This is a genomic window from Bacteroides sp. UBA939, assembly GCF_002293435.1.
In the GTDB taxonomy this organism is placed as follows: Bacteria; Bacteroidota; Bacteroidia; order Bacteroidales; family Bacteroidaceae; genus Bacteroides.
The window spans coordinates 1-22,443 of the sequence record NZ_DBDF01000112.1; the positions used below are offsets into that span (position 1 = coordinate 1).

Annotated in this window: 11 protein-coding genes; 9 read left to right on the forward strand and 2 right to left on the reverse strand. The window is 42.7% G+C overall.

Annotation, left to right across the window (positions count from 1 at the left end; translation table 11 throughout):
- Positions 1–361: 361 nt before the first annotated feature.
- The gene (locus B2Z67_RS07500; protein ID WP_291529210.1) at positions 362–1,192 is read right to left on the reverse strand and encodes a hypothetical protein; all 831 of its coding nucleotides are present in this window, start codon (positions 1,190–1,192) and stop codon (positions 362–364) included.
- A 293-nt stretch (positions 1,193–1,485) separates the two neighbouring features.
- Between B2Z67_RS07500 and B2Z67_RS07505 the strand changes: the two genes are divergently transcribed.
- From B2Z67_RS07505 to B2Z67_RS07515, 3 genes are all read left to right on the forward strand, one after another.
- Positions 1,486–2,934 (forward strand): CCA tRNA nucleotidyltransferase, encoded by a 1,449-nt coding sequence (locus B2Z67_RS07505; RefSeq protein WP_291529200.1) that lies wholly within the window; start codon positions 1,486–1,488, stop codon positions 2,932–2,934.
- Positions 2,935–3,460: 526 nt separating this feature from the next.
- Entirely contained in the window at positions 3,461–5,569 is a 2,109-nt protein-coding gene (locus B2Z67_RS07510; protein ID WP_291529201.1) for a WD40 repeat domain-containing protein, read from the forward strand.
- Positions 5,570–5,576: 7 nt separating this feature from the next.
- Positions 5,577–8,327, forward strand: a complete 2,751-nt coding sequence (locus B2Z67_RS07515) for a caspase family protein (protein WP_291529202.1) — start codon at positions 5,577–5,579, stop codon at positions 8,325–8,327.
- A gap of 173 nt (positions 8,328–8,500) precedes the next feature.
- Here B2Z67_RS07515 and B2Z67_RS07520 read toward each other — a convergent pair whose 3' ends face one another.
- On the reverse strand, positions 8,501–9,049 hold the full coding sequence (locus tag B2Z67_RS07520) for an RNA polymerase sigma-70 factor (RefSeq protein WP_291529203.1): 549 nt from the start codon (positions 9,047–9,049) through the stop codon (positions 8,501–8,503).
- A gap of 1,036 nt (positions 9,050–10,085) precedes the next feature.
- Here B2Z67_RS07520 and B2Z67_RS07525 point away from each other — a divergent pair.
- The 6 genes from B2Z67_RS07525 (at position 10,086) to B2Z67_RS07550 (ending at position 22,015) form a co-directional block, all read left to right on the forward strand.
- On the forward strand, positions 10,086–11,129 hold the full coding sequence (locus B2Z67_RS07525) for a FecR family protein (protein WP_291529204.1): 1,044 nt from the start codon (positions 10,086–10,088) through the stop codon (positions 11,127–11,129).
- 80 nt (positions 11,130–11,209) lie between these two features.
- Complete coding sequence (locus B2Z67_RS07530) at positions 11,210–14,566, forward strand: SusC/RagA family TonB-linked outer membrane protein (protein WP_291529205.1); 3,357 nt, start codon at positions 11,210–11,212, stop codon at positions 14,564–14,566.
- 15 nt (positions 14,567–14,581) lie between these two features.
- Positions 14,582–16,429, forward strand: a complete 1,848-nt coding sequence (locus tag B2Z67_RS07535) for a RagB/SusD family nutrient uptake outer membrane protein (protein WP_291529206.1) — start codon at positions 14,582–14,584, stop codon at positions 16,427–16,429.
- A 225-nt stretch (positions 16,430–16,654) separates the two neighbouring features.
- Positions 16,655–18,979: a M60 family metallopeptidase gene (locus B2Z67_RS07540; protein ID WP_291529207.1), complete on the forward strand. Its 2,325-nt coding sequence runs from the start codon at positions 16,655–16,657 to the stop codon at positions 18,977–18,979.
- A 25-nt stretch (positions 18,980–19,004) separates the two neighbouring features.
- A complete protein-coding gene (locus B2Z67_RS07545; RefSeq protein WP_291529208.1) occupies positions 19,005–20,138 on the forward strand; it encodes an Ig-like domain-containing protein in 1,134 nt (377 codons plus the stop codon).
- A gap of 710 nt (positions 20,139–20,848) precedes the next feature.
- A complete protein-coding gene (locus tag B2Z67_RS07550) occupies positions 20,849–22,015 on the forward strand; it encodes a glycoside hydrolase family 88/105 protein (protein WP_291529209.1) in 1,167 nt (388 codons plus the stop codon).
- Positions 22,016–22,443: the final 428 nt, after the last annotated feature.

The following is a 22,443-nucleotide window of genomic DNA, read 5'->3' on the forward strand; positions in this document are numbered from 1 at the left end:
ACGCGGATGACGCGGATTTTTAATGCTGCGCTACGTTATCCCGCCCGGAAGATAAAAAGAGATCCGTGTCATCGCGTTATCTGCGGATGAAAAATTGTAGTATAAACTAATTATGAACATTGACTTATGGTCTTTAGTAAGCGTAAAAAAATAAATTGGGACAGTTTTTGATCAAAGAAAGAGGCTGCATCTCATCAGTGCCGTCTTAATCTGTACCAAGTTATTTCTTAATCATTACTTAATCATTCGCGGTGAAAGCGGTGAAGCCCCAAAAATGGGGCTTTTCCTGTAGTGCTTTCACCCGGAAATGCTTTCTACCAAGTGGTTTGCGGAAGGTGGGTGAAGACGGTGAATAGCGGTTTTAACCTTGCTGTGCCTGTTCTTTTTCCTGCATCTTCCGTCTCACAAACTCTATTTTAAGGTTGGCTTCTTCCATCTCTTTTTTAATTTGCGTGATGGACGAAAGAATTTGTGCCAGTTCGTAGATACCGCTAACGGCTTGGCGGTCTGTTGCGGTCATCGTGGTGGAGTAGGGGCGTTCGCCGAGGTAATTGACGCGGATATTCTTGTCGCGGTTCAGGTAGAGGAAGCCGATGACGTTGCCGTCTTCTCCGATTTTATAGTCGGCTTTCTCAATCTTTTCGCCCAAGTTGGCGGTTTCGTAGCTATCTCTGGAAGTTGGGGTTTCGGCAAAGCTACCGTCGGGTGCAATTACCTTTACCCCCGAATGATGAATGTTATTAGCGCCGCAATAGATGGAAGTCATGCTCATTACTCCGTCTTCGTTTACCTGGAACCGCAGGAAGGAGCGGTGCAGATTCTTTTCTATCACTTGTGAAGGATGCAGGTAATTGCCGGTTTTCTGATATTCGGCATCTTTCTCCAGGATAAACTTTCCTTTTATGGCTTCCAGCTCTTCCCGTTTCTTTTGAAGCAGACTGTCTAAGTAAGCAAGTGTCTTTTCCTGTTCTTTCAGTTCAACCTGCTGCATTAATCCGATACCTTCCCGGCGGGTTTCAAAAGCTTTTGGATAGAGTATCTTGATGCTGTCAATCAGTATCTTTGCTTGGCTATAATCTCCCTGTTCGAAGGCTTCGCGGGCAGCTTGCAATTTTTCGCCGGCTTTCTTTTCTACGTTCTCGCAAGAGAAAAGCGTGCAGCAGAGGCACGCAAGGAATATCACTTTTTTCATCATTGTTGTTCTTCTGTTAGTGAGGACAAATGTACATGAAATCATTTGTATTCTGTGCCGGTTGGATAAAGAAAGATGTGTTTGTCTGTATAAATGCTCAATTTTGCAAGTCAGCTTCAACACAGAGACACAGAGACACAGAGGGTTTTAAAAAAAAGAGAACAATGGGGATAATAGAGGAGGTGACTACGTCGCAAAGAAAAAACTCTGTGTCTCTGTGCCTCTGTGTTGAAGCTGATTTGCAAAATTGGGAATAAACTCCGACCTTTGTGCCTCGAAAGAAAACTTGGGCAATGATAGAGTTAACAACAGAAGAACTGAAGCAGCATTTTAGCGACGATATATTCAAGCAAATATCCGATACGGCAGACGGACTGGGATTGGAGTGTTATGCCGTGGGCGGATATGTACGCGATATTTTCCTGCAACGTCCTTCTAAGGATATTGACGTTGTGGTGGTGGGCAGTGGCATAGAGATGGCGGAAGCATTGGGAAAACATCTGGGACGTGGGGCGCATGTGGCTGTATTTAAGAATTTCGGTACGGCGCAGGTGAAATACCGTGGCACGGAAGTAGAGTTTGTGGGTGCGCGTAAGGAGTCGTACCAACGCGACTCGCGTAAACCCATAGTGGAAGACGGTACACTGGAAGATGACCAGAACCGTCGCGACTTTACTATCAATGCAATGGCTGTTTGCCTGAATCAAAAACGTTTCGGGGAACTTGTAGACCCGTTCGGCGGTATGGAAGATTTAAAAGAAAGGACGATCCGTACTCCGCTTGATCCCGATATTACATTCAGTGACGACCCTCTTCGCATGATGCGTTGCATTCGTTTCGCCACTCAGTTGAATTTCTATATTGACGATGCCACATTCGAGTCTTTGTGCCGTAACCGTGAACGTATTTCTATCATATCTAAAGAACGCATAGCGGAGGAACTGAATAAAATATTGCTCTCTCCGGTTCCTTCCAAGGGATTTATTGATTTGGATCGTTCCGGTCTGTTACCTTTAATCTTTCCTGAATTAGCAGCTTTGCAAGGGGTAGAAAGCCGTAACGGACGGGCGCATAAGGATAACTTCTATCATACGTTGGAGGTGGTGGATAACATAAGCCGTAAAACGGATAATCTCTGGTTGCGCTGGGCGGCTTTATTGCATGACATTGCAAAGCCGGCTACCAAGCGTTGGGAACCCCGTGCCGGTTGGACATTCCACAACCATAACTTTATCGGTGAGAGGATGATACCCGCTATCTTCCGGCAGATGAAGCTACCGATGAACGAAAAGATGAAGTATGTGCAGAAGCTGGTAAGCCTGCACATGCGTCCTATTGCAATAGCCGACGATGTGGTGACCGACTCTGCCGTGCGCCGTCTTTTGTTCGAGGCAGGAGACGATATTGACGATCTGATGTTGCTGTGCGAAGCCGATATCACTTCCAAAAATACGGAGCGCAAACAGCGCTTCCTCAATAACTTCCAATTGGTACGTCAAAAACTGAAAGACTTGGAAGAGCGTGACCGTATCCGCAATTTCCAGCCCCCTGTCAGTGGCGAGGAGATAATGAAGACCTTCAATCTCGAACCTTGCCAGCAAGTGGGAACGCTGAAAAGCGCCATCAAAGATGCCATTCTTGATGGGATAATTCCCAATGAATACGAGGCAGCGCATGCTTTTATGTTAGAACGGGCCGAAAAGATGGGGCTGAAACCTTTTTTGCATACAAGCAATTCTTAGCTTGCATTATTTATATTGTAGTAGTTAAAGGAGTTGTCACTTCGTTAGTAGTTAGAGGAGTTAACGCCGATATTCTGTGAGTCATATAATATTGGTATCGGCTTTAACTCCTAAATCCGCGTACCCATTCCCACCGCTAAATTCTCATTTATGACGAGACACTTATGAATAATACAGGCTAAAGTATGAATCATGCAGGTTAACTCCCGCAGTATGAATAATACAGATTACTATATATTTAGCAAGTGCTAAAAAATAACTTGTGACAGCTTTCGAAGAAAGAAGAGTGTTCTACCTCATCAAATCATCTTAGTAAGCGTAAAAAAACAGGTTGAGACAGTTTTTGATGAAAGAAAGGGATCGCATCTCATCAGTGCCGTCTTAATCTGTACCAAGTTATTTTTTAATCATTACTTAGTTTTGTGCTGTTTCTTAATAAAAAATAGTTTTTTGTTTGGTATATAAATAAAAAAGATGTTTATATTTGCAAATGGTATGAAGTGTGAACTAATATAAACATAAGAGTATGAAGGAAATGAAATTGTGGATACGCCCTCTTAAGGGTGTTGTTATTTGTTTTGCGGTGTCTTTATTTTGCGGTCAGGCAATGGCTCAGGTAGAAGTAAAAAGAAGTTTCTCTTCGGCAAAACTTATCACGGACTTTGATAATACGACCTTTTGTACAGCTTTTCTGGCGAATGGTTCTGTATTAGCGCTCCGTGATGTTCCTATTGTTGATTTCAAAGACGTTGAGAAAATCACTTTTAACCCCACGGGCAGTTCGTTGGCTTTGATACGGAAAAAGGGACCTATTAGTATTTATTCTTTTTATGTCCGTAACAAAAAGTTGTTCGAGCTGAAAGAGAAACGTAAGGGATTAAAAGTAAAACCGCTACCGGTTGCAATGTGTTATGGAGCCGATGCGCGTCATTTTATCGTATCCAATACCCTGTCTGAAATCGTTATTTATGATACAAAGGCATATCTCCCCGAGGCCTATATTCAGGGAAAGGCCGTAGCCACGACTATAGCTCTAAGTCCTAACAACTACTTCATTGCTGCAGGTACGGGCAAGAATATTGATATCTGGAATTTCCAGACAAAAGCATTGCGCCAGTCTATCCCGATGCCTGCCGATGTGAAAGATATATCTTTCTCTTTGGACGCATCTCTGATGGCTGTGGTGACGTCTGATAACCGCCTGACGATTCTTGATACTAAAACCTGGGATAAGGTAGACATTTTCGACAGGATAGGCGGAACCTTGTCTTCCCCGTCTTTCCATCCGGAAGGAAAGTATATAAGTGTTGTCAGAGACGGCAATTCCATTGTTATTATGAATCTGAGGAATAGTGTGGTAGAGCAGACTTTGGATGAACAGCCGGGTGGTGTGATTGCCAGCCGTTTCTTTGTGAATAAGCAGGCGGGAGATGTTTATATGCTTTCCAATCGCACCAAATCACTGATTTTCTGGGATGCTAACGGCCTGAATCCTTTCTATGGTAAGTTAATGGGGCAGGAAGTGGATGCCAAGATGAACGAATGGGTGAAGATGATGCAGGGTGAATCTATGGAAGACTATGCCATCCGTGTGAACGATGAAACGCGTTTGAAGCAACAGCAATTGTTTGCGCAGGAAGTAGCTACGGAGCTTGCCGGCGACCGTATTTCTATTGATAACCCTTTCATAGGCGAATACGACGCTTCCAAAAACATGCTGAATATCGGCTTTAACTCATTGTCGGCCATTTCACTGGAAGTGCCTGCGGGCGAAATCGGTGACTTCAAAGATGGTAAAAACCTGAAATTCGATAATGCGGTTTACGTTTTGAATGATAAGGACGAATTTGAATTGGCCTACGTAGAAGTACGCAATGAAACTACGAATAAGGTGTATATCTATGATAATATCGGCCGTACTAAATTGTCGGCTTTGGTGGCTGACGACAACTTCGTTCCTTTGGAAATTATGCAGCAGGCAAGCCGCGAAGAAGTGCAGTTGAAAGAAATCAAGGAAGCTGTAATTGAAGAGAAGAAACAGGAGAAATTGATTACGGAAAACACACATATTGATGTGAAGACCGAAGTTATTCCGGGTGTGGATGCCGACGGAAATAAAATCCTGAACTACAAGATAGATTATCAATACGAAGTAATCAACAAGGAATTCTCGGCGAAAGAAGACTTCCCCTCCGGCGGATATAACATAGAACGTTCAAACGCTGCCATGTCCTTGATGAAAATTATAAAGAGCGCCTTTGAAGGAGAATTCGCCAAGTATTTGTCGGACGGTAAGCAGGTGAAAGTAATCATCACCGGTTCGGCGGATGCAAGTCCTATCCTCGGACGTATCGCCTACAACGGACAATACGGCGAATACACGGACGAACCTTATTATAAAGATGGAAACCTTGATAATATCACGGTAACAAAGGCTTCCGGCATTACTGCCAACGAGCAGTTGGCGTTGATGCGTGCGGCAGGCGTGAAGGATTATATAGAGAAGAACGTGGATACGTTGAACAATACCGAGAATGAATACGAGTTTCATGTGGAAGTAGCCAAGGAACGTGGTGGTGAGTTCCGCAAGATTAATATAGAATTTGTTATCGTGAATGCTTTTCCAGTAAAATAAACGAAGAATGAAAAGAATTATCATCTTGACAATCATTTTTATGTTGGGGGTAAAGGTAGCGGCACAAGAGGCCGCTGCCGCTTCCCAACGTGCTAACCAGCAATATGTGCTTTTTGAAAGTGAGCGTGATAAAGGGACGAACGTTACTGCCATGTATAGCTACTTGCTGGACAGTTACCAGAATTTCATGAAAGTAGTGGATGCGGCGGATAATGGCCAGTATTTAAGCGGTGCTAAAAACCGCTTGCGTGCGATGTATCCTTATCTGCTGAATGGGGCGGTGTATTACTCCGAGCAGAAACAACCTGCCAAGGCTCTGGATTTTGCCACTGCGTATATTGAGATGCCGCAGTTGAAAATCTTTCAGAGTGAGTTGTTGCCTAAGGACAGCCGCTATGCTTCTGTAGTATATTATGCGGCGGTGTCTGCTTATAATCTGCAAAAGTACTCGCAGGCGTTGAAGTACTTCCAGGAATATCTGAATACAGGTACGGATGCGCAGCAGAAAGACTGTTATGTGTACATGAATATGATATACCAGTCGCAGCGGAATTATGCCGAGCAGGAACGCATACTGGAACAGGCCATCGCCAAATACCCCGTATCGCTCGATTTTCTCTACAATCTGGTGAATGTACATATTGCTACGAACGATATGCCGAAGCTACTGTCGGCAATCGACCGTATCCTTGCAGTCGATCCCAACAATGATAAGGTACTGCCTGTCAAAGCCCGTATTCTGGAACGCCAGGGGAAGAATCAGGAAGCGCTTGATATTTATAAGCGGTTATACGCCCTTCATCCCGAAAGCTTTGAATTGTTGACCGGATTGGCGCGTGTAAATTTCAATGTAGCTACGGAAATTGTGAATAATGGGGCTGCCATTGTCAACGACACCGAATATGCTTTGGTGCGTCAACGCGCTTCAGGCTATTTGCTGGATGCCAAAGACCTTTTCCTTAAAATTCTGGAGAAAGAGCCGAATTCCAAAATGTATATGCAGGGACTGGCAGGAGTATATCAGTACATGGATATGAAATCCGAATACGAGGTACTGATGAAAATTGTGACTGACGGCGCTTCTTATACTTCGTTCCCTTCACGTTTGCTCGCCTATAATGAAGCCTTGAAGAAGACCGAAGGAGTAGCCCAGTTGCAAGAATCGGTTCCTGTGCCTGTAGACCCTGCCATACTGGTGCTTCGTGTGGATAGTTTTATCGACGCCAACCATAATAAGGTAATTGATGCGGGAGAAAGTTTCTCCATACAGTTCACCATAGAGAATAAAGGGCAGGGAGATGCTTATAATATCCGTCTCCGCCTTTCCGAACAACAGGGATACGATGAATATTTTGACGGCCCGCGTGAATTGGATGGCGGTAATATTCCGGCAGGAACATCCAAGCAATATACTTTCCGCTATTTAGTGAAGAAAGAGATGCCGAGCGCATTAGCGAAGATTAATATCTATGCATTCGAGGCGAATGGTTTTGATGCCGACCCGTCGGAATTGATTGTTAATACGCAGGAGTATGCCATGCCCCGTCTCCGGGTGGCAGACCATCAGTTCTTTGCATCGGAAGGTTCGTCTATCACATTGGGACAGAATGGAAAGTTGACTCTCGCCTTGCAGAATTACGGTACGAAGACGGCACGTAATGTGAAGTTGAACTTCACGTTGCCATCCAATATCTTCACGACGGATAGTCCGGAAGCTATAATAGATAGCATTGCTCCCGGCGATGTGGCTACGCTGGATTATGGTTTCCTGGTTAATAAGCGTTTTGATGGCGACTCGGTAGTTGTAATGGTGAATGTGGCTGAGGATTCCCGTTCTTCTTATTTAAGTGAGGCATACAAAGTAAAGGTCGGTGAGTATCTGACGGCTTCAAGTACTATTAAGATTGATGGCGCCGTTCGGCAGGCGGTAGATCTTAAAAATGTAACTTTAGGTCTTACTACCGATTTGTTGAAGGATATCCCGGTAGGCGCTGTGAACCGCCACCGTTATGCATTGATTATCGGTAATGAGGATTACAGTATGACCGGCGCCAATGCGGAAATCAATGTGCCTTATGCTGTGAATGACGCTATGGTATTCCGTGAGTACTGCGTACGTACGTTTGGCGTGCCCGACGGACAACTGAAAGTAGTTCCCAATGCTACGGCGGGTATGATGCACGAACAACTTGACTGGTTGGTAAACATGGCAAGTACCGATCCGGAAGCTGAATTGATATTCTATTATTCCGGTCATGGTAATAACGATGAGGCTACGAAAGAACCTTATCTGTTGCCGGTAGATATCACAGGTAAGAATATCAGGCTGGGTGTTTCTCTTGGAGAGTTGTACAAGCGTTTGGCAACTCATCCGGTTAAGGGCGCATACGTCTTTCTGGATGCTTGTTTCAGCGGCGGGTACAAGAGCGCTGCTCCACTAATAGCGCAGAAGGGAGTACGCGTTGTTCCCAAAGCCGGTTTGCCGCAGGGAAATACGCTGAGCTTCTCATCCAGTAGCGGTGATCAGACTTCCAGCGTTTTCCATGATAAAAAACAAGGATATTATACTTATTTCCTGGTTAAGTCTATCAAAGATGCGGGAGGAGAGTTGACAATGAAAGAACTGTTTGAAAAGACCCATGCGGAAGTCCGGAAAGCTACCGCCTTGGTAGGTAAGATACAGGAACCGCAGTATATGGTTTCTCCTACATGGTCGGATTGGACGGATGTGAAGTTGAAAACACCGGCGGCACAATGATTTGTATAAAGTAAGAAGCTGATAAAATCTTAAAAAGGAGAATCAAAACAGTTTCTAAAAGTCTGATAAAAAAAGCAAGAATCAGCCAAACGAGGGCAACCTGCTGCGAATGTCCTTTGTTTGGCTGATTCTTGTATATTGTATAATGAAGTGAAGCGTATGGATACCAACAACTAAAACAGATAAGAATATCCTTCTCCCAGGAAGTCTTTGATACGCTTTAATGCTTTGGTGATTTGTGCTTCCACAGTCTTAATGGAGATATGCATGTTATTCGCAATTTCTTGATTAGACATTAAGTCATGCCTGCTTTTCAGGAACACTTCACGACATTTCTCGGGCAATGTATATACGGCTTCTTCTATAAGCCTGTTAAGTTCTTCCATTTCCAAAGCCGAATAGTCTTTATCTTGCAATGTCTCTATGAGAGATTCATCGAGAGTTGTCGTATATTTACGGTCTCGCAGTACATTGAGACATCTGTTTCGGGCGCTCTGAAAAAGATAGGCTTTAAATGATAGCTTTATTTCTATTTGGTTCTTGTTTTCCCACAGATAGGTAAAAATATCCAGTGCCAGTTCTTCTGTTTCCGCAAAATTATCCAGATAAATATTAATGTAACGGCACAATGGTGTGAAGTAAGTATTAAAAAGATGCTTGAAAGCATGTTCGTCTCCTTCCTTGACTAATTTTAGTAATAGAATGTCGTCAGTTGTTGCCATATTCAACAGGTTATTCTGCAAAGTTAAGAAGATTTGTTTGAATAACCGTAGATATGAGAAAGAATTCAGGGCAACCGCACCAAAATCTTAAATACTCAAGTTTCGCATGTTGTTTGTAATCAGTAGTATCTCAATTGGCTTCGCTGACAGATTATCTGATTTCTTTCACTAAGGTATGTTCTCCTCTTCCCGGGAGGTTGCTCTCCTCCGATAACGGGGGAGCCGGAGGGGGTTAGTACCCGTAGGGGAGGTGGTAGGTGAAAGAGGAATTCCTGCAGTATGAATAATACAGGCTGAGAATTTGCGGAAATATCTAAATGACAATAAATAATTGATATTTGTATTCATTATGATAGCATTATTCCGCTTTTCATAACACGACTTGATTTGTAAATTCATCTTTTAGAGTACTTGATGAATAAATAAAGAATAATGATGCGTTATTTATGTATATTATTGCATATTTACAAGCTGTTTATGCAAAAAGTACCGGTTGCTTAGGGATGAAACACTAACTACCTGTAAGTAGATCGCTAACTACCTGTAAGTAGATCACTAACTACCTGTAAGTAGATTGCTAACTACCTGTAAGTAGTTGACTTGTTACCTGTAAGTAGTTAGCTTATCCTGTCTTGTTTTCCCCTTATCAACCCACTTTCAGGAGATGTTTTGTTCCAGAATAAATGTACGTATTTCGATATCTCCCTGTCAGTCTGATACTTACTGATTTTCGCTTCGATATTTCCAACCGAGCCTGCCTTCGGGTGGAAATAACGCATTCTCAGGCATATAGAAAATACAAAATGACATTTTGACAAAACTGGAAGTACCTGATTTGTGAAAGGAAAATCACACTCTCCGCATGTTCTCGCCTGTTCCGTCCCTGTCCCTAATGCGGAAAAGGTGTACCGCAGCAGATACTCCTGGTGCGGTTGCTATAGAAAAAACTCATTTTTTTGAAAAAATAAATAGATAGGCGTAAGGGTGACGATTGTTTTTTGTGTCTATATAAACAGAAAGGATTAAAATTGAGATTATGAAGAAGGAAATACCGTGGAGTTTGATTATCTTAAAGCTAAAGAAAGAAAGTACCGTGGAAGAAGACCACCGACTTGGTGCTTGGTTGGCGGACAGTGGTAATCGGGAGGTATTTGAGGAACTCCGGATGCTTTGGGATAAAATACAGACTAATGCGTCAAACTATACTCCGGATACTGATTATTACTGGAAAGAACTAACACGCCGGATGAAGGCCGGAGTTACGGTTCAGACCGGAGAACCGAATCGGAAAAGAATATTCCGTATGTGGAAGTATGTAGCCGCCGCATGTATTATTGTAGCCGTATCTTTTTCTTTTTATCTCGGACATTTGGCTAACACTCCCGACGATGTGTTTTTGGAATATAAAAATATAGGAGGAAAATCTATAGCTTCCTTGCCGGACCGTTCTTCTGTTTGGTTGCATACAAATACGAAGCTGAACATAGATATGCAGCATCAAAAGGATGAACGCATAGTAACCATGCAGCATGGAGAAGCCTATTTTGATGTGGCTCATGACAAAAACAAGCCGTTTATTGTGCAAATAGACGGTGTGCGTATCGTTGTTCATGGAACTAAATTTAATGTAGAGGCTTTTCCGGACATGGAAAATATCTATGTCAGCCTGTTGGAAGGTTCGGTTTCGCTGGATACGGAATATGAGCGCCGGTTGCTTTCACCGGGTGAAACGGCAACTTATAATAAGAACAGCCGTCGTTTGTCCGTCTCCAAGGATGATGTGCTTTTTGCGGCTTCCTGGACAAAAGATCAGATTGTCTTTGAACAACGTTCATTACGGGATATTTGTCGTTTTCTGGGTAAGTGGTACCACGTGAAGATATATCTGGATCCGGCTATAGCCGATAACATCGAATATACCTTCACGTTACGTAACGAACCTTTGGAAGAAATACTCCGGTTAATGGCGCGTATCAATCCGATAGGATATACTTTTAATGAAGAAAATGAGCTCAGTATATACAAAAGTAAAAAGTTAAATTCTAATTCAAAATTGCCTATGAACAATGCCGTGAAATAATGAATTAATATTGCGAGGTGATAACGTTTGCCTCATATCCCTTTCACAATTATCTAATTATATTAAATCTAAAGAAAAGCATGATTTTAAAAAAACGTGTAGTATTTCTATTACTACTAATCTTGTGTGTGCCTTTATCGGCACAAATCAAAGAGAAACTAATCACTATTAATTTCTCAAATCTTCCTCTTACAGAAGCAATTAGTCGTATTGAAAAAGTGAGTCAATACACTTTCTTCTATGACGCTAATCAAGTAGACGTGAAGCAAAGAGTGAGCCTGAATGTGCAGGAAGCTACCGCCCAACAAGCAATGAATGCTATGTTGAATGGTACGAACCTGAAATATGAAGTGACTAATACGCAGATAGCATTGTTTGCTAAGAATCAACCGGAAACGTTGGTTCGTGAAGTTACCATCAAAGGTAAGGTGGTAGATGAACAGGGTGATCCGATTATTGGCGCCAATGTTATTGCTGAAGGTACTACCAATGGTGTTATCACGGATATCGATGGACAATATACCTTGACCGTAGCTCCTGATTCCAAAATTCAGGTTTCGTACATTGGTTATATCACGCAAAACTTAAAAGTCGGTTCTATCCCTTCCATCGTTAAACTAAGAGAAGATTCCAATTTATTGCAGGAGGTTGTAGTCGTTGGTTACGGTACAATGAAGAAACAAGACCTAACCGGCGCAGTGGCTTCCATCAAAGGTAGCGATATGGAAAAAGAACAGCGTCAGACGATTCAGGATATGTTACGTACAGGTGTTGCCGGGCTTTCTGTTGGGATGGAGACCGATGCGAAAGGTAATACCAGTATGTTGATTCGCGGTAAGGGTACGATTGCAGCCAATACCGATCCGTTGATTGTATTGGATGGTGTAATTTATAGCGGTCAGATGACTGATATCAACCCCAACGACATTGAACGTGTAGACGTATTGAAAGACGCCAGTTCTGCTGCGGTATATGGTGCTAAAGCTGCCAATGGAGTAGTATTGGTTACTACCAAGAAAGGTGGAGGCAATAAACCGACCATCAGTTTTAACGGAGGTTGGGGCGTTTCAATGATAAATTCCTTGCCGGAAGTATATGAAGGACAAGGTTTCGTGAACTTCCGTCAAGACGTAATGAAAAGTACCGAGTATACGGCTGCTGCTACCGGTTTCTTTGATAATCCGGCAAACATGGGCAATGCCGAATTGGCGGAATGGATGAGAACAGATACCGGTAACCCAACCGAAGTATGGCTCAATCGTTTGAGAATGACTAATACGGAAATTACCAATTATATGGCGGGTAGAACAGTTGATTGGAAAGATTTAACCCTCCGTACTGCTCTTCGGCAGGATTATACAATCAGTGTATCAGGCAAGAAGGACGAAATGTCTTACTACTCTTCTATTAACTATGTGAAAAATGAGAGTAATAACAAAGGTGGCGAATATAGTGCTATCCGTGCCCGTGTGAACCTGGAAAATAAGGTGCAGAAGTTCCTGACTTATGGAGTGAATGCGCAGTTTACGGTACGTGACGAAAGCCACATGTATGAGGAAGGCAGATCCATTTATTCAAGTTTTAGTACGGCATTGTCACCTTATGGCAATATCTATAATGAAAACGGTTCTCTGAAACTTTACCCGAATGACAATAACAATGCCACCAACCCATTGTTGAATATGGCTTACTTAAGCAAAAAGAATGATATCAATAACCTGAATGCGTCCATCTACCTGAAGCTGGATTTACCATTGGGATTCTCTTTGCATACAACTTATTCTCCCCGTTTTGAATGGACTAACTATCTGTATCATAGATCAGCCGATCATCCCAGTGCCGGTTCACAAGGCGGCTTTGTTGAACGTTATGGCATGAAAGACTTCTTCTGGCAATGGGATAATATGCTGAAATGGAATAAAACATTCGGTAAGCATGCATTCGACTTCACCGGATTGTTGAACTGGGAAAAGTTCCAGCGCTGGAAAACAATTGCCAAGAACGAAGGTTTCCAACCAAGTGATAACCTGGGTTATGGCGGTATAAGCTATGGTACTGTTCCTATTGCAGACAGTAACGATATTTATCGTACCGGAGACGCTATTATGGGACGTTTACATTACTCTTATGACAATCGGTATCTGATTACTGCTACCGTGCGCCGTGACGGATATTCGGCATTCGGTCAAGGTAATCCGCGCGCCACTTTCCCCTCTGTGGCTCTTGGATGGGTTTTTACGGAAGAACCATTCTGGAAAAAGTTGAATATTGAATGGTTTGAGTATGCGAAATTACGACTTACCTGGGGTAAGAACGGTAACCGCTCCATTGGTGAATACGATGCATTGATGCGGTTGGAACCTCGCAAGTATATGTATATTAATCCTTCTACCGGTGAACTGGTTACTATCAATACTTTCTACAGCTATAATATGGCAAATGCCAATTTGAAATGGGAGACCACTACCTCTTATAACTTAGGTTTGGATTTTACTTTGCTGAAAGGACGTCTGAACGGTAGCGTTGATGTATATCATAAAAGTACTACCGATTTGCTGAATAATCGCCAGTTACCGAGTTTGATAGGATATGCCAGCGTGAAAGCTAATATTGGTGAAATATGGAACCGTGGTGTGGAATTATCCTTGACTTCTACTAATATCCGGAATGAAGCGCTTACCTGGCGTACAACTTTCAATCTGATGTATAACAAAAACACTATCAAGCATTTGTATGGCATTATGGAAGATGTGACAGATGCTGATGGAAAAGTTATCGGGCAGAAAGAGGCGGACGATATTGATAATGGATATTTCATCGGTCACGCTCTGGATGAAGTCTGGGGATATAATTTCATAGGTGTATGGCAGGAAAATGAAACCGAAGAAGCTGCTAAATATGGGCAGATTCCGGGCGATCCGAAAATCCAGGATGTGGATATGAACTACAAATACAACAATGATGATAAAGTATTTCAGGGTAACAAAACTCCGAAAGTACGATGGAGCATGCGTAACGAGTTTACCCTGTTTAAGAACTTCGACATCTCTTTCAGTATGTATTCATATCTGGGACATATCAAGTCTATGGGACGTTTTACTAATAACGATGCCTTGCTGAATACGGTAAATCAGATTAAGCGTGATTACTGGACACCCCAGAATAAGATGAACGATTATCCACGTTTAGGTGCGAAGAGTCCGAGTGGTGTAACTTATTCTATCTATAAGAATAATTCTTTCCTGCGTATTGATAACATATCTATGGGATATACTTTCCCGAAAGCAATGATAGCTCCGCTGAAGCTTGAGAGTTTACGGGTAAATATGACAGTAAAGAATGCGGGATACTTTAGCGGATGGCCTGCTTATGATCCGGAAAACTCAGATAGCCATACCCCGAGAACAGTAACGTTTGGTATTAATGTAATATTATAAAAAGGAAAACTAACAATGAAAAAGATAATAAAATATACATTAGCTTATGCCGGCATGTTTGGAGTGATGTTTGCGGCAAGTGGTTGCTCTGATTGGTTGGATCCTAAACCTTTGTCTTTCTTTACGCCGGAGAATACGTTCAATTCGTATAGTGGCTTGAAAACAGCTACCGACATGTTGAATCGTGATGTGCGCTATTTCGATTATTATCCCTCGGCAGGGTCAGCCGATCCATGTATCATTTCTGAGTATTTCTTTTCGGAAATGGGGGTAAACGGGCGTACTGACGCTTCGAATGCACCGGTCGATTTGGCTCGTCAAATTAATCCGTCGGCAACCTTGACAGGAAATGCCAGTCAGGTAAATAACTACTGGACTAATTTATATAAAGGTATTAAAGATGCCAATACTATTCTCAGCCGTTCCCGGAATACAGAAATGACAGATGTTCAACGTGGAGAAATTGAGGCTTTGGGATGTTTTCACAGGGCATTCCGTTATTACCGGTTGGTACATCAATATGGTGATGTCCCGTTTATTGTGGACGAAATTGCCGAACCTCGTTATGATTTCTATTCTACTAAGCGCGAGGCTATTTTACGTTATTTGAAAGATGATTTAGACCGTACCGCATCATATCTGTCTAACAATGTGTATATCGGTATGGTAACGCAGGCTGCTGCTTATCATCTGTTGACGAAAATAAATTTGGCGTTGGGTGAATTTGATGATGCGGTGGAATCTGCCAATAAGGTAATCAATGATGGTGTACACGAACTGATGAAACAACGTTTTGGGGTAGACAAGAATGACCCGACTAAAAATGTTATCTGGGATTTGCATCAATCAGCCAATAAGGCTTTGCCGGAAAATAAGGAATGTCTTTATGTTGTGATAGACCGTTTTGATGCAGGTAGTGATATGCGTTCTGCTGCAGGCTTGGAAGTTAAACGCCAGTTAGTGCCTTGGTTTCCTGCTGCGGGACAAATTACGACACCTGCCGGAGAGGTTGGCTTTATAGATAATGATGAAAAAAGAAATCCTTATTTATTGGAGTATGGTCGTGGGGTTTGTACGTTGCGTTCTACATGGTATCACCAGAATATGATTTGGACTTTGGATGATACTGATTTGCGTCATGCTCCCGGTAACTGGGTACATGTGTCGGATTTGAAATATAACAATCCCGCTCTGGAAGGTAAATCTGAGTGGTATGGCAAAAATGTACAACTGTATAATGATAAAGGCGATATTCTTATTAAAGATACCATTCGCTGCTGGAGTGGCTGGCCGTACTATAAATCCAATGTTGAAGACCAGACTGCCAATTGGTGGCGTGGCGGTTGGGCGGACTGGTATGTATTCCGTCTGGCGGAAACCTATCTACTTCGTGCGGAAGCATATACTTGGCTGGACAGGAAAGATTTGGCTGCGATAGACCTGAATGCGGTGCGTGAACGTGCCGGTGCTCGTCCGCTGACAGCTGACGAAGTAAGTATCAGCCAGATTTTAGATGAACGCGCCCGTGAACTTTTCTATGAAGAGCCGCGTAAATGCGAGTTGACCCGTATTGCGTTCTTGTTTGCCAAGACCGGTAAATCAGATGAGAAAGGACGTACTTATTCAATGGCTAACTTTACGGACAATAACTATTTCTACAACCGCATTATGGATAGAACGGAGTTCTATAATAAAGGTGTGAAGAATTCAGTAGGTAGTACTTATACAATTGCCCCGCACAATGTGCTTTGGCCCATAGCATTGAGAGCTATTTCTTCCAATGTAGAAGGTCACATTAACCAGACACCGGGATATGACGGTTCTGCAGACAACATTGAACCGTTGGATACCCCGAGTGAATAATTCCCTGAACATGTATTATTCATACTGTAGTTAAAGGAGTTATCACTTTGTTAGGAGTTAAGGAATTAAAGCCGGTACTCAGTAAAGCATATAGCAATACTATCGGCTTTAACTCCTAAGCCAACTTGTTGGCTGACAACTCCTTTAATTTCTTTAATTTCTTTAACTCCTATAACTCCTAAAGCATGAATAATGCAGACTAACTTCTTTTTTATTTAAGTGTTTATGAAAAACAAAAAACTTGATTTTACTTTTAGAACGTTTCATTTCTTATGGATATGGAGCTTGTTACTGTGCGTATCCACTCTCTGCGTGGGTTGTAGTGATGACGATAAACAGTTGGAACGTACCGATTGGGTAAGAGTATTACCTCTGAAACTGGATTTTCCTGCGTCGGGCGGCGAGCAAAGTCTCACTTTGATTCTGACCAAGGATGTTGATCTTGCTAATTTACAACATGAGGTTGCGGCTAATGGTGAAAGTTGGTGCACGGTTGAACTGAAAGACGATGTATTGAGAGTTGTTGCCGATCCTACATATTATGAATTTCCGAGAACTACTTTGATTACCATATCTTATGGCGATTTACGAAGAGATATCCCGGTGAGCCAAAGTGCTTCAAGTGGTTCGGACGATATAAAGATTCAGGTTGCTTCGGCTACGGCAACTACAGAAGAAACGGTAGCGGAACAGCGTGGAATTGAAAAGTCGTTCGACGGGGATTATGAGTCTTACTTTAATTCTAAATTCGGGGCATTCTCTGCCTGGCCCTTTATCATTGACTATACTTTTAAGACGGCTTCCAAGCTGGATTATATAGTTTATACTCCGCGTACTGACAACGGAACAAGGTATGGTGCATTCAATGAATTCAATGTATTGGTTGCTACGGCTGATGCGCCTAATACTTGGGTAAAAGTAGCGGAATGTGCTCGTGGAGATGTAAATTACAATGCTTCTGTTATAAAGTTGGAGCAGAGTGTGGAGAATGTACAGAAAGTACGGTTTGAAATTCACTCTGCCCACAATAACCGTCTCAGTTGTGCTGAAATGGATTTCTTCCAGGTTAGCCTGAACAAGTTTGACTATACCACAATCTTCAGGGATAATTCGTGCTCGGAATTATGCGAAGGCATTACTGAACGGGATATTCGCAAGATGCCGGGTGAAACCTACAAGCAGCTTGCTATGGCTTTGTTGGGTGGGACTTACGATAAGAAATATCGTGTAGCAGAATACCGTCCTTATCAGGATCCTGCTATAATGGCTGCTTCAAACAAAACCAGTACTTACGGTTTGAGAGACAACCCGACCGGCATTTATGTGAATGAAGGTGAAGATGTATTGGTATTGGTAGATGATACACGCGGACAAAACATCGCGATGGTAGTTCAGGACTTGACTCTTGGATATAATTCAAGCAAAACCTATGCATTAAGAGAAGGCGAAAACAAAATCAAGGTTACTAATGGCGGCTTGATTTATATTATGAACCTAACCAATGAAGCCATACCTCTTATTCTGGACACGGAAGAAGCAAAAGCCGCTGCTGCTGCCAAGACGGTGAAGATTCATTTCCCGTTCGGAAAGGTGAACGGTTACTTCGACATTCAGTCTGATGCAACTCAACAAGACTGGGAAGAGATGTTGCGTAATTCACGCTATAAGGATATTGATGTATTAGGGAAATATACACATGTGACCTGGACTGTTTCGGATTACCAAAGTTATAATACGAATATCCGCGAGGTAACAGAGCTTATGGATAATGTAGTGGAATGGGAATGGGACTTCATGGGCTTGTTTAAATACAACAAACTCTTTGCCAACAGAATGTATATGCATATAGAGCATAATGGAGCTAATCCTTATTCGGCAAGTAACCATACCGCCTACACACAGGGTTATGCGGAAATATTCTGTAATCCTGACCGCTTAAAGGCTCGTTCATGGGTATTAGGACATGAAATCGGGCATACTAACCAGACACGTCCCGGATTTAAATGGACGGGTATGACTGAAGTATCTACTAATGTAATGTCAATGGATGTACAATTGAAGCTCAACGGAGTATCTAAGTTATTGAACGATGGTACTTATGAAGAGGCGACAAGGAGGATTATTGAAGCTCAACAACCCCATTGCCTTGACAATGCTTCCGATGAATTCATGATTAAGCTGGTTCCGTTCTGGCAGTTGAAGCTGTACATGATTGATGTCCTGGAACAGGATGATTTCTATCGTGATTTGTACGAACATTACCGTGTTACTAATGACCTTGATACTTCTGTAACAACTCAGGGTATCTTGCAGTTGGATTTCGTTCGTCAGGTATGCAGGCTATCAGGTTATAATATGCTTGACTTCTTTGAAAAGTGGGGTTTCCTTCGTCCTGTAGATAAGACTTTGAATGATTATGGAAACAAGAAATTTACCATAACTCAGGATCAGATAAACAAGCTGAAAGAGGAAATCAATGCGGCCGGTTATAAAACTCCTCATGACAATGTACATCAGATTACGGACGCCAATCTGGGAGATTATAAGTAATAGGTTAACTTTAATAGATACTATAATGATGAAGATTTTTTTTAGAATATCCTGTTTCTGCATTCTCCTGACTTTGGGGTTCGTAGCAGGAAGTTGTGAAGATGATAAAGATGTAAATCCGGTAATAGTTACTTCCTTATCCTTTGCTAATACAAACGAAGAGAATGTAGTAGCTCTTATCGAAGGAGATAGCTGGACACCTCAAATGACATTGTTACCCGATAATTCTGTGGATAAAGATGCATACACGTTCAGCTATACCAGTAGCAACGAAGCTGTATTTACGGTAGATGAAAACGGAACGGTTACGGCAAAAGGCGTAGGAGAGGCTGCTCTTACAGTATGGTCAACGAACAATAGGGATATGTGGGCATCCTGTATCATTTCGGTCGAAGAACGTATTCATCCGGTAACTTCCATTGAAATACCGGAAGATTATAGAGAGTACTATCTGTCGGTGAATGGCTCGTTGAATTTAGGCGGCTTAATCAGGGTGTTACCTGAAAACGCTACTAATCCGGAAGTGATATATTCATCTTCGGCCTCCGATGTGGCCACTGTAAACAGTTATGGTGAAGTCTATGCTATGGGACTGGGAGATGCAACCATTACGGTGAGAGCTGTTGATGGAAGCGGAGTATCAGTTGCATGTAACGTGCATGTGCGCGAAGTTAGTTATGTAGATTTGGATCGTGCCGGTTGGAGTGTTACGACTTCACATCCGTATTCTCCTGATGCCGCCGCCGTTGGAACTCCCGAGTCACTGATTGACGATAATATGTCAACTTGTCTGGTACTTGTTAAAGCCGGTAAAACCTTGAACGGTATTACCGTAGGGGTAGACGAGTCCGTGTTCTTTGTGATTGATATGCAGAATACGAATACATTTGACTATTTCCGTTTGAGGCACCGCACCACGAATACCTCGGCAAATCTTCGTGTGAATAAGGTTTCAGTGTACGGTAGTAATAATGGTGAAGATTTTACCGAAGTGGCGGCTAATGTAACAATAGCCACCAATGTAAATGAAGTTACCGTATTGTTGCCCTCTGTTAATAACTTCCGTTATTTCAAATTAGCTTATGAAGGATGGATTAATAGCGGAAACAGTATTCAGATATCAGACTTCAATATTGGGAAAATGGGATTTTTAGATTAAGAAGCTGATAAGAATAATTAGGAATAAGTTCAAAACAGCTTCTAAGATAGTGGATAAGAATACCCCTACTTCCTGTGGCTTTATAAGCCAAATATTACAAATGTGTAAGTTGTAAGAAACAGGAGTAGGGGTATTTTCTTTAACTCCTTTAGATGAAGTGACATTTTGTATTTTTAGTCGCCTGAGAATGCGATATTTCCGTCCGAAGACAGGGACGGTTGGAAATATCGAAGTAAAAATCCGTATCTTGCTGTCTTATAGTGTGATATCGAAATACGTACATCTCTAAAAAAATGCGGAAGACCTCTTCCGGAGAGATTATTAATGGGCTATTTGTACCGAATATATGTGGCTTTTGCACGGGATATATATGGTTGCCGTACGGGATATATGCGGTTCGCGCACCATATATATGCGGTTCGCGCACGGGATATATGCCGTTCACGCTCGGCATATATGTGGCTCACGCAGGAAGCAGACATTTGTTGCATAAATCCCTTATATCAGTCGCAAATTATGCGGAATATCCGTATATATATTCAAAATCTTGTGCCCGTAGCTTCTATTTTCCCTCTTTTTACAGAGGGTGATGTTAGCAAAAAGAGAGTTTTAACTATCTTTTTGATAACTATTGTTGGTTTGAGGCTTATATATTGCTAACTTCGACGTGTGTTTATCACATCTAACTTTAAATAAAATCGTTATATAAAATGAAAAAGAAATTGTTATTGGTCTTCCTATGTCCGGCTATTCTGTCTTTTATTACAGGTACTGTTATTGCCCAACCTGTTACTACTCAATCCGTCAGTGCCCGGTCTGTTAGTAGTTCCAGCATTAAAAGCCTGCTAAAGCGTGTTTCCGACTGGCAGATAGCCCATCCCAACACCTCCGCTGAGCATGACGACCTGGATTGGACGCACGCCGCCCTGTATATGGGCATGTTGGACTGGGCTGCCCTTTCGGAAAGGGAAGACAACGACAGCTCCTATTACGACTGGCTGCTCCGTATCGGGCGCCGCAACCATTTCCAGGTTGGCAAGTGGATGTACCATGCCGACTTTATTGCCGTTGGACAGCCTTTCATCGACCTTTACATAAAATATGGCAATAAGAAAATGGTGGCTCCCGTCATGGCGCGCGCCAACTGGGTGGTTGATAATCCTTCCGAAACTACCCTCGAACTGGATTACGGCAAGCTCGAGACGCTTGACCGCTGGGCATGGTGCGACGCATTGTTTATGGCTCCCCCCGTTTACGCCAAACTCTATGCGTTGACCGGCAACAGGAAATACCTGGACTTTCTCAACAAGGAGTACAAAGCCACTTACGATTATCTGTTCGATGCGCAGGAACAACTGTTCTACCGCGACCGGCGTTACTTCGACAAGAAAGAGGCGAACGGGCGTAAAGTATTCTGGGGACGCGGCAACGGTTGGGTTCTGGGTGGTCTGGCCGAAATCCTCCAGGTGTTGCCCAAGGAAGAACCTTCGCGGGAGTTCTATAAGCAGTTGTTTGTAACCCTGTCCACCCGAGTGGGAGAGTTGCAGAGTTCCGACGGATACTGGCGCGCCAGCTTGCTCGACCCCGATTCCTATCCGTCGCCCGAAACAAGTGCAACCGGATTTATTGTTTACGCTCTGGCTTACGGCGTGAATGAAGGTTTGCTCGACCGGAAAGTCTTTCTTCCTGTGATTGAAAAAGGCTGGCAGGCGCTTGTTGCCGCCGTAGAACCGGACGGTAAGCTGGGTTACGTGCAACCTATCGGCGCCGACCCGCGCAAGGTGACGCGCGATATGACGGAGGTGTACGGAGTCGGCGCTTTCCTGCTTGCCGGATGCCAGATTTATAAGCTGCTCAATGCTACCCCTGTGAATTAATTAATCGTGCGAATCAGTAGTTAAAGTAGTTATATCGTGAACGATTATAACTCAAGTATCACATGTCGTCTGTATGCTACAGTTCTTCGTCACTTTAGGTGCCGCCTTTTTCTCTCGAATACCGATGAATAAAGAGTTTGAAGCAAATTGCTTGCACCTAAAGAGACGAAGAACCTATGTTACTGAACTATCTCGTTGTTGATTAACAACTGAGATAGTTCAATAACATACAGGCAACATGTGAAACTTGAGTTATAACTTGAAACTTCAGTTATAACATAAAGCGTCTATATCTTATGAAACATCTATATCTTATGAAACATCTATATTTTATGAAATATGCGTATCCTATGCACCCCCTATCCCGCATCCTTCTGCTCGTCTGCCTTCTTTTGACAGGCGCAAAAGCATCCTCCCGTGAAGTAACC

Excerpts from the sequence above, each read along its gene's own strand:
- B2Z67_RS07545 (WP_291529208.1), top strand. The coding sequence starts at position 19,005 with ATGATGAAGATTTTTTTTAGAATATCCTGTTTCTGCATTCTCCTGACT.
- B2Z67_RS07505 (WP_291529200.1), top strand. The coding sequence starts at position 1,486 with ATGATAGAGTTAACAACAGAAGAACTGAAGCAGCATTTTAGCGACGAT.
- B2Z67_RS07530 (WP_291529205.1), top strand. The coding sequence starts at position 11,210 with ATGATTTTAAAAAAACGTGTAGTATTTCTATTACTACTAATCTTGTGT.
- B2Z67_RS07535 (WP_291529206.1), top strand. The coding sequence starts at position 14,582 with ATGAAAAAGATAATAAAATATACATTAGCTTATGCCGGCATGTTTGGA.
- B2Z67_RS07525 (WP_291529204.1), top strand. The coding sequence starts at position 10,086 with ATGAAGAAGGAAATACCGTGGAGTTTGATTATCTTAAAGCTAAAGAAA.
- B2Z67_RS07540 (WP_291529207.1), top strand. The coding sequence starts at position 16,655 with ATGAAAAACAAAAAACTTGATTTTACTTTTAGAACGTTTCATTTCTTA.
- B2Z67_RS07520 (WP_291529203.1), bottom strand. The coding sequence starts at position 9,049 with ATGGCAACAACTGACGACATTCTATTACTAAAATTAGTCAAGGAAGGA.
- B2Z67_RS07515 (WP_291529202.1), top strand. The coding sequence starts at position 5,577 with ATGAAAAGAATTATCATCTTGACAATCATTTTTATGTTGGGGGTAAAG.
- B2Z67_RS07500 (WP_291529210.1), bottom strand. The coding sequence starts at position 1,192 with ATGAAAAAAGTGATATTCCTTGCGTGCCTCTGCTGCACGCTTTTCTCT.
- B2Z67_RS07510 (WP_291529201.1), top strand. The coding sequence starts at position 3,461 with ATGAAGGAAATGAAATTGTGGATACGCCCTCTTAAGGGTGTTGTTATT.
- B2Z67_RS07550 (WP_291529209.1), top strand. The coding sequence starts at position 20,849 with ATGAAAAAGAAATTGTTATTGGTCTTCCTATGTCCGGCTATTCTGTCT.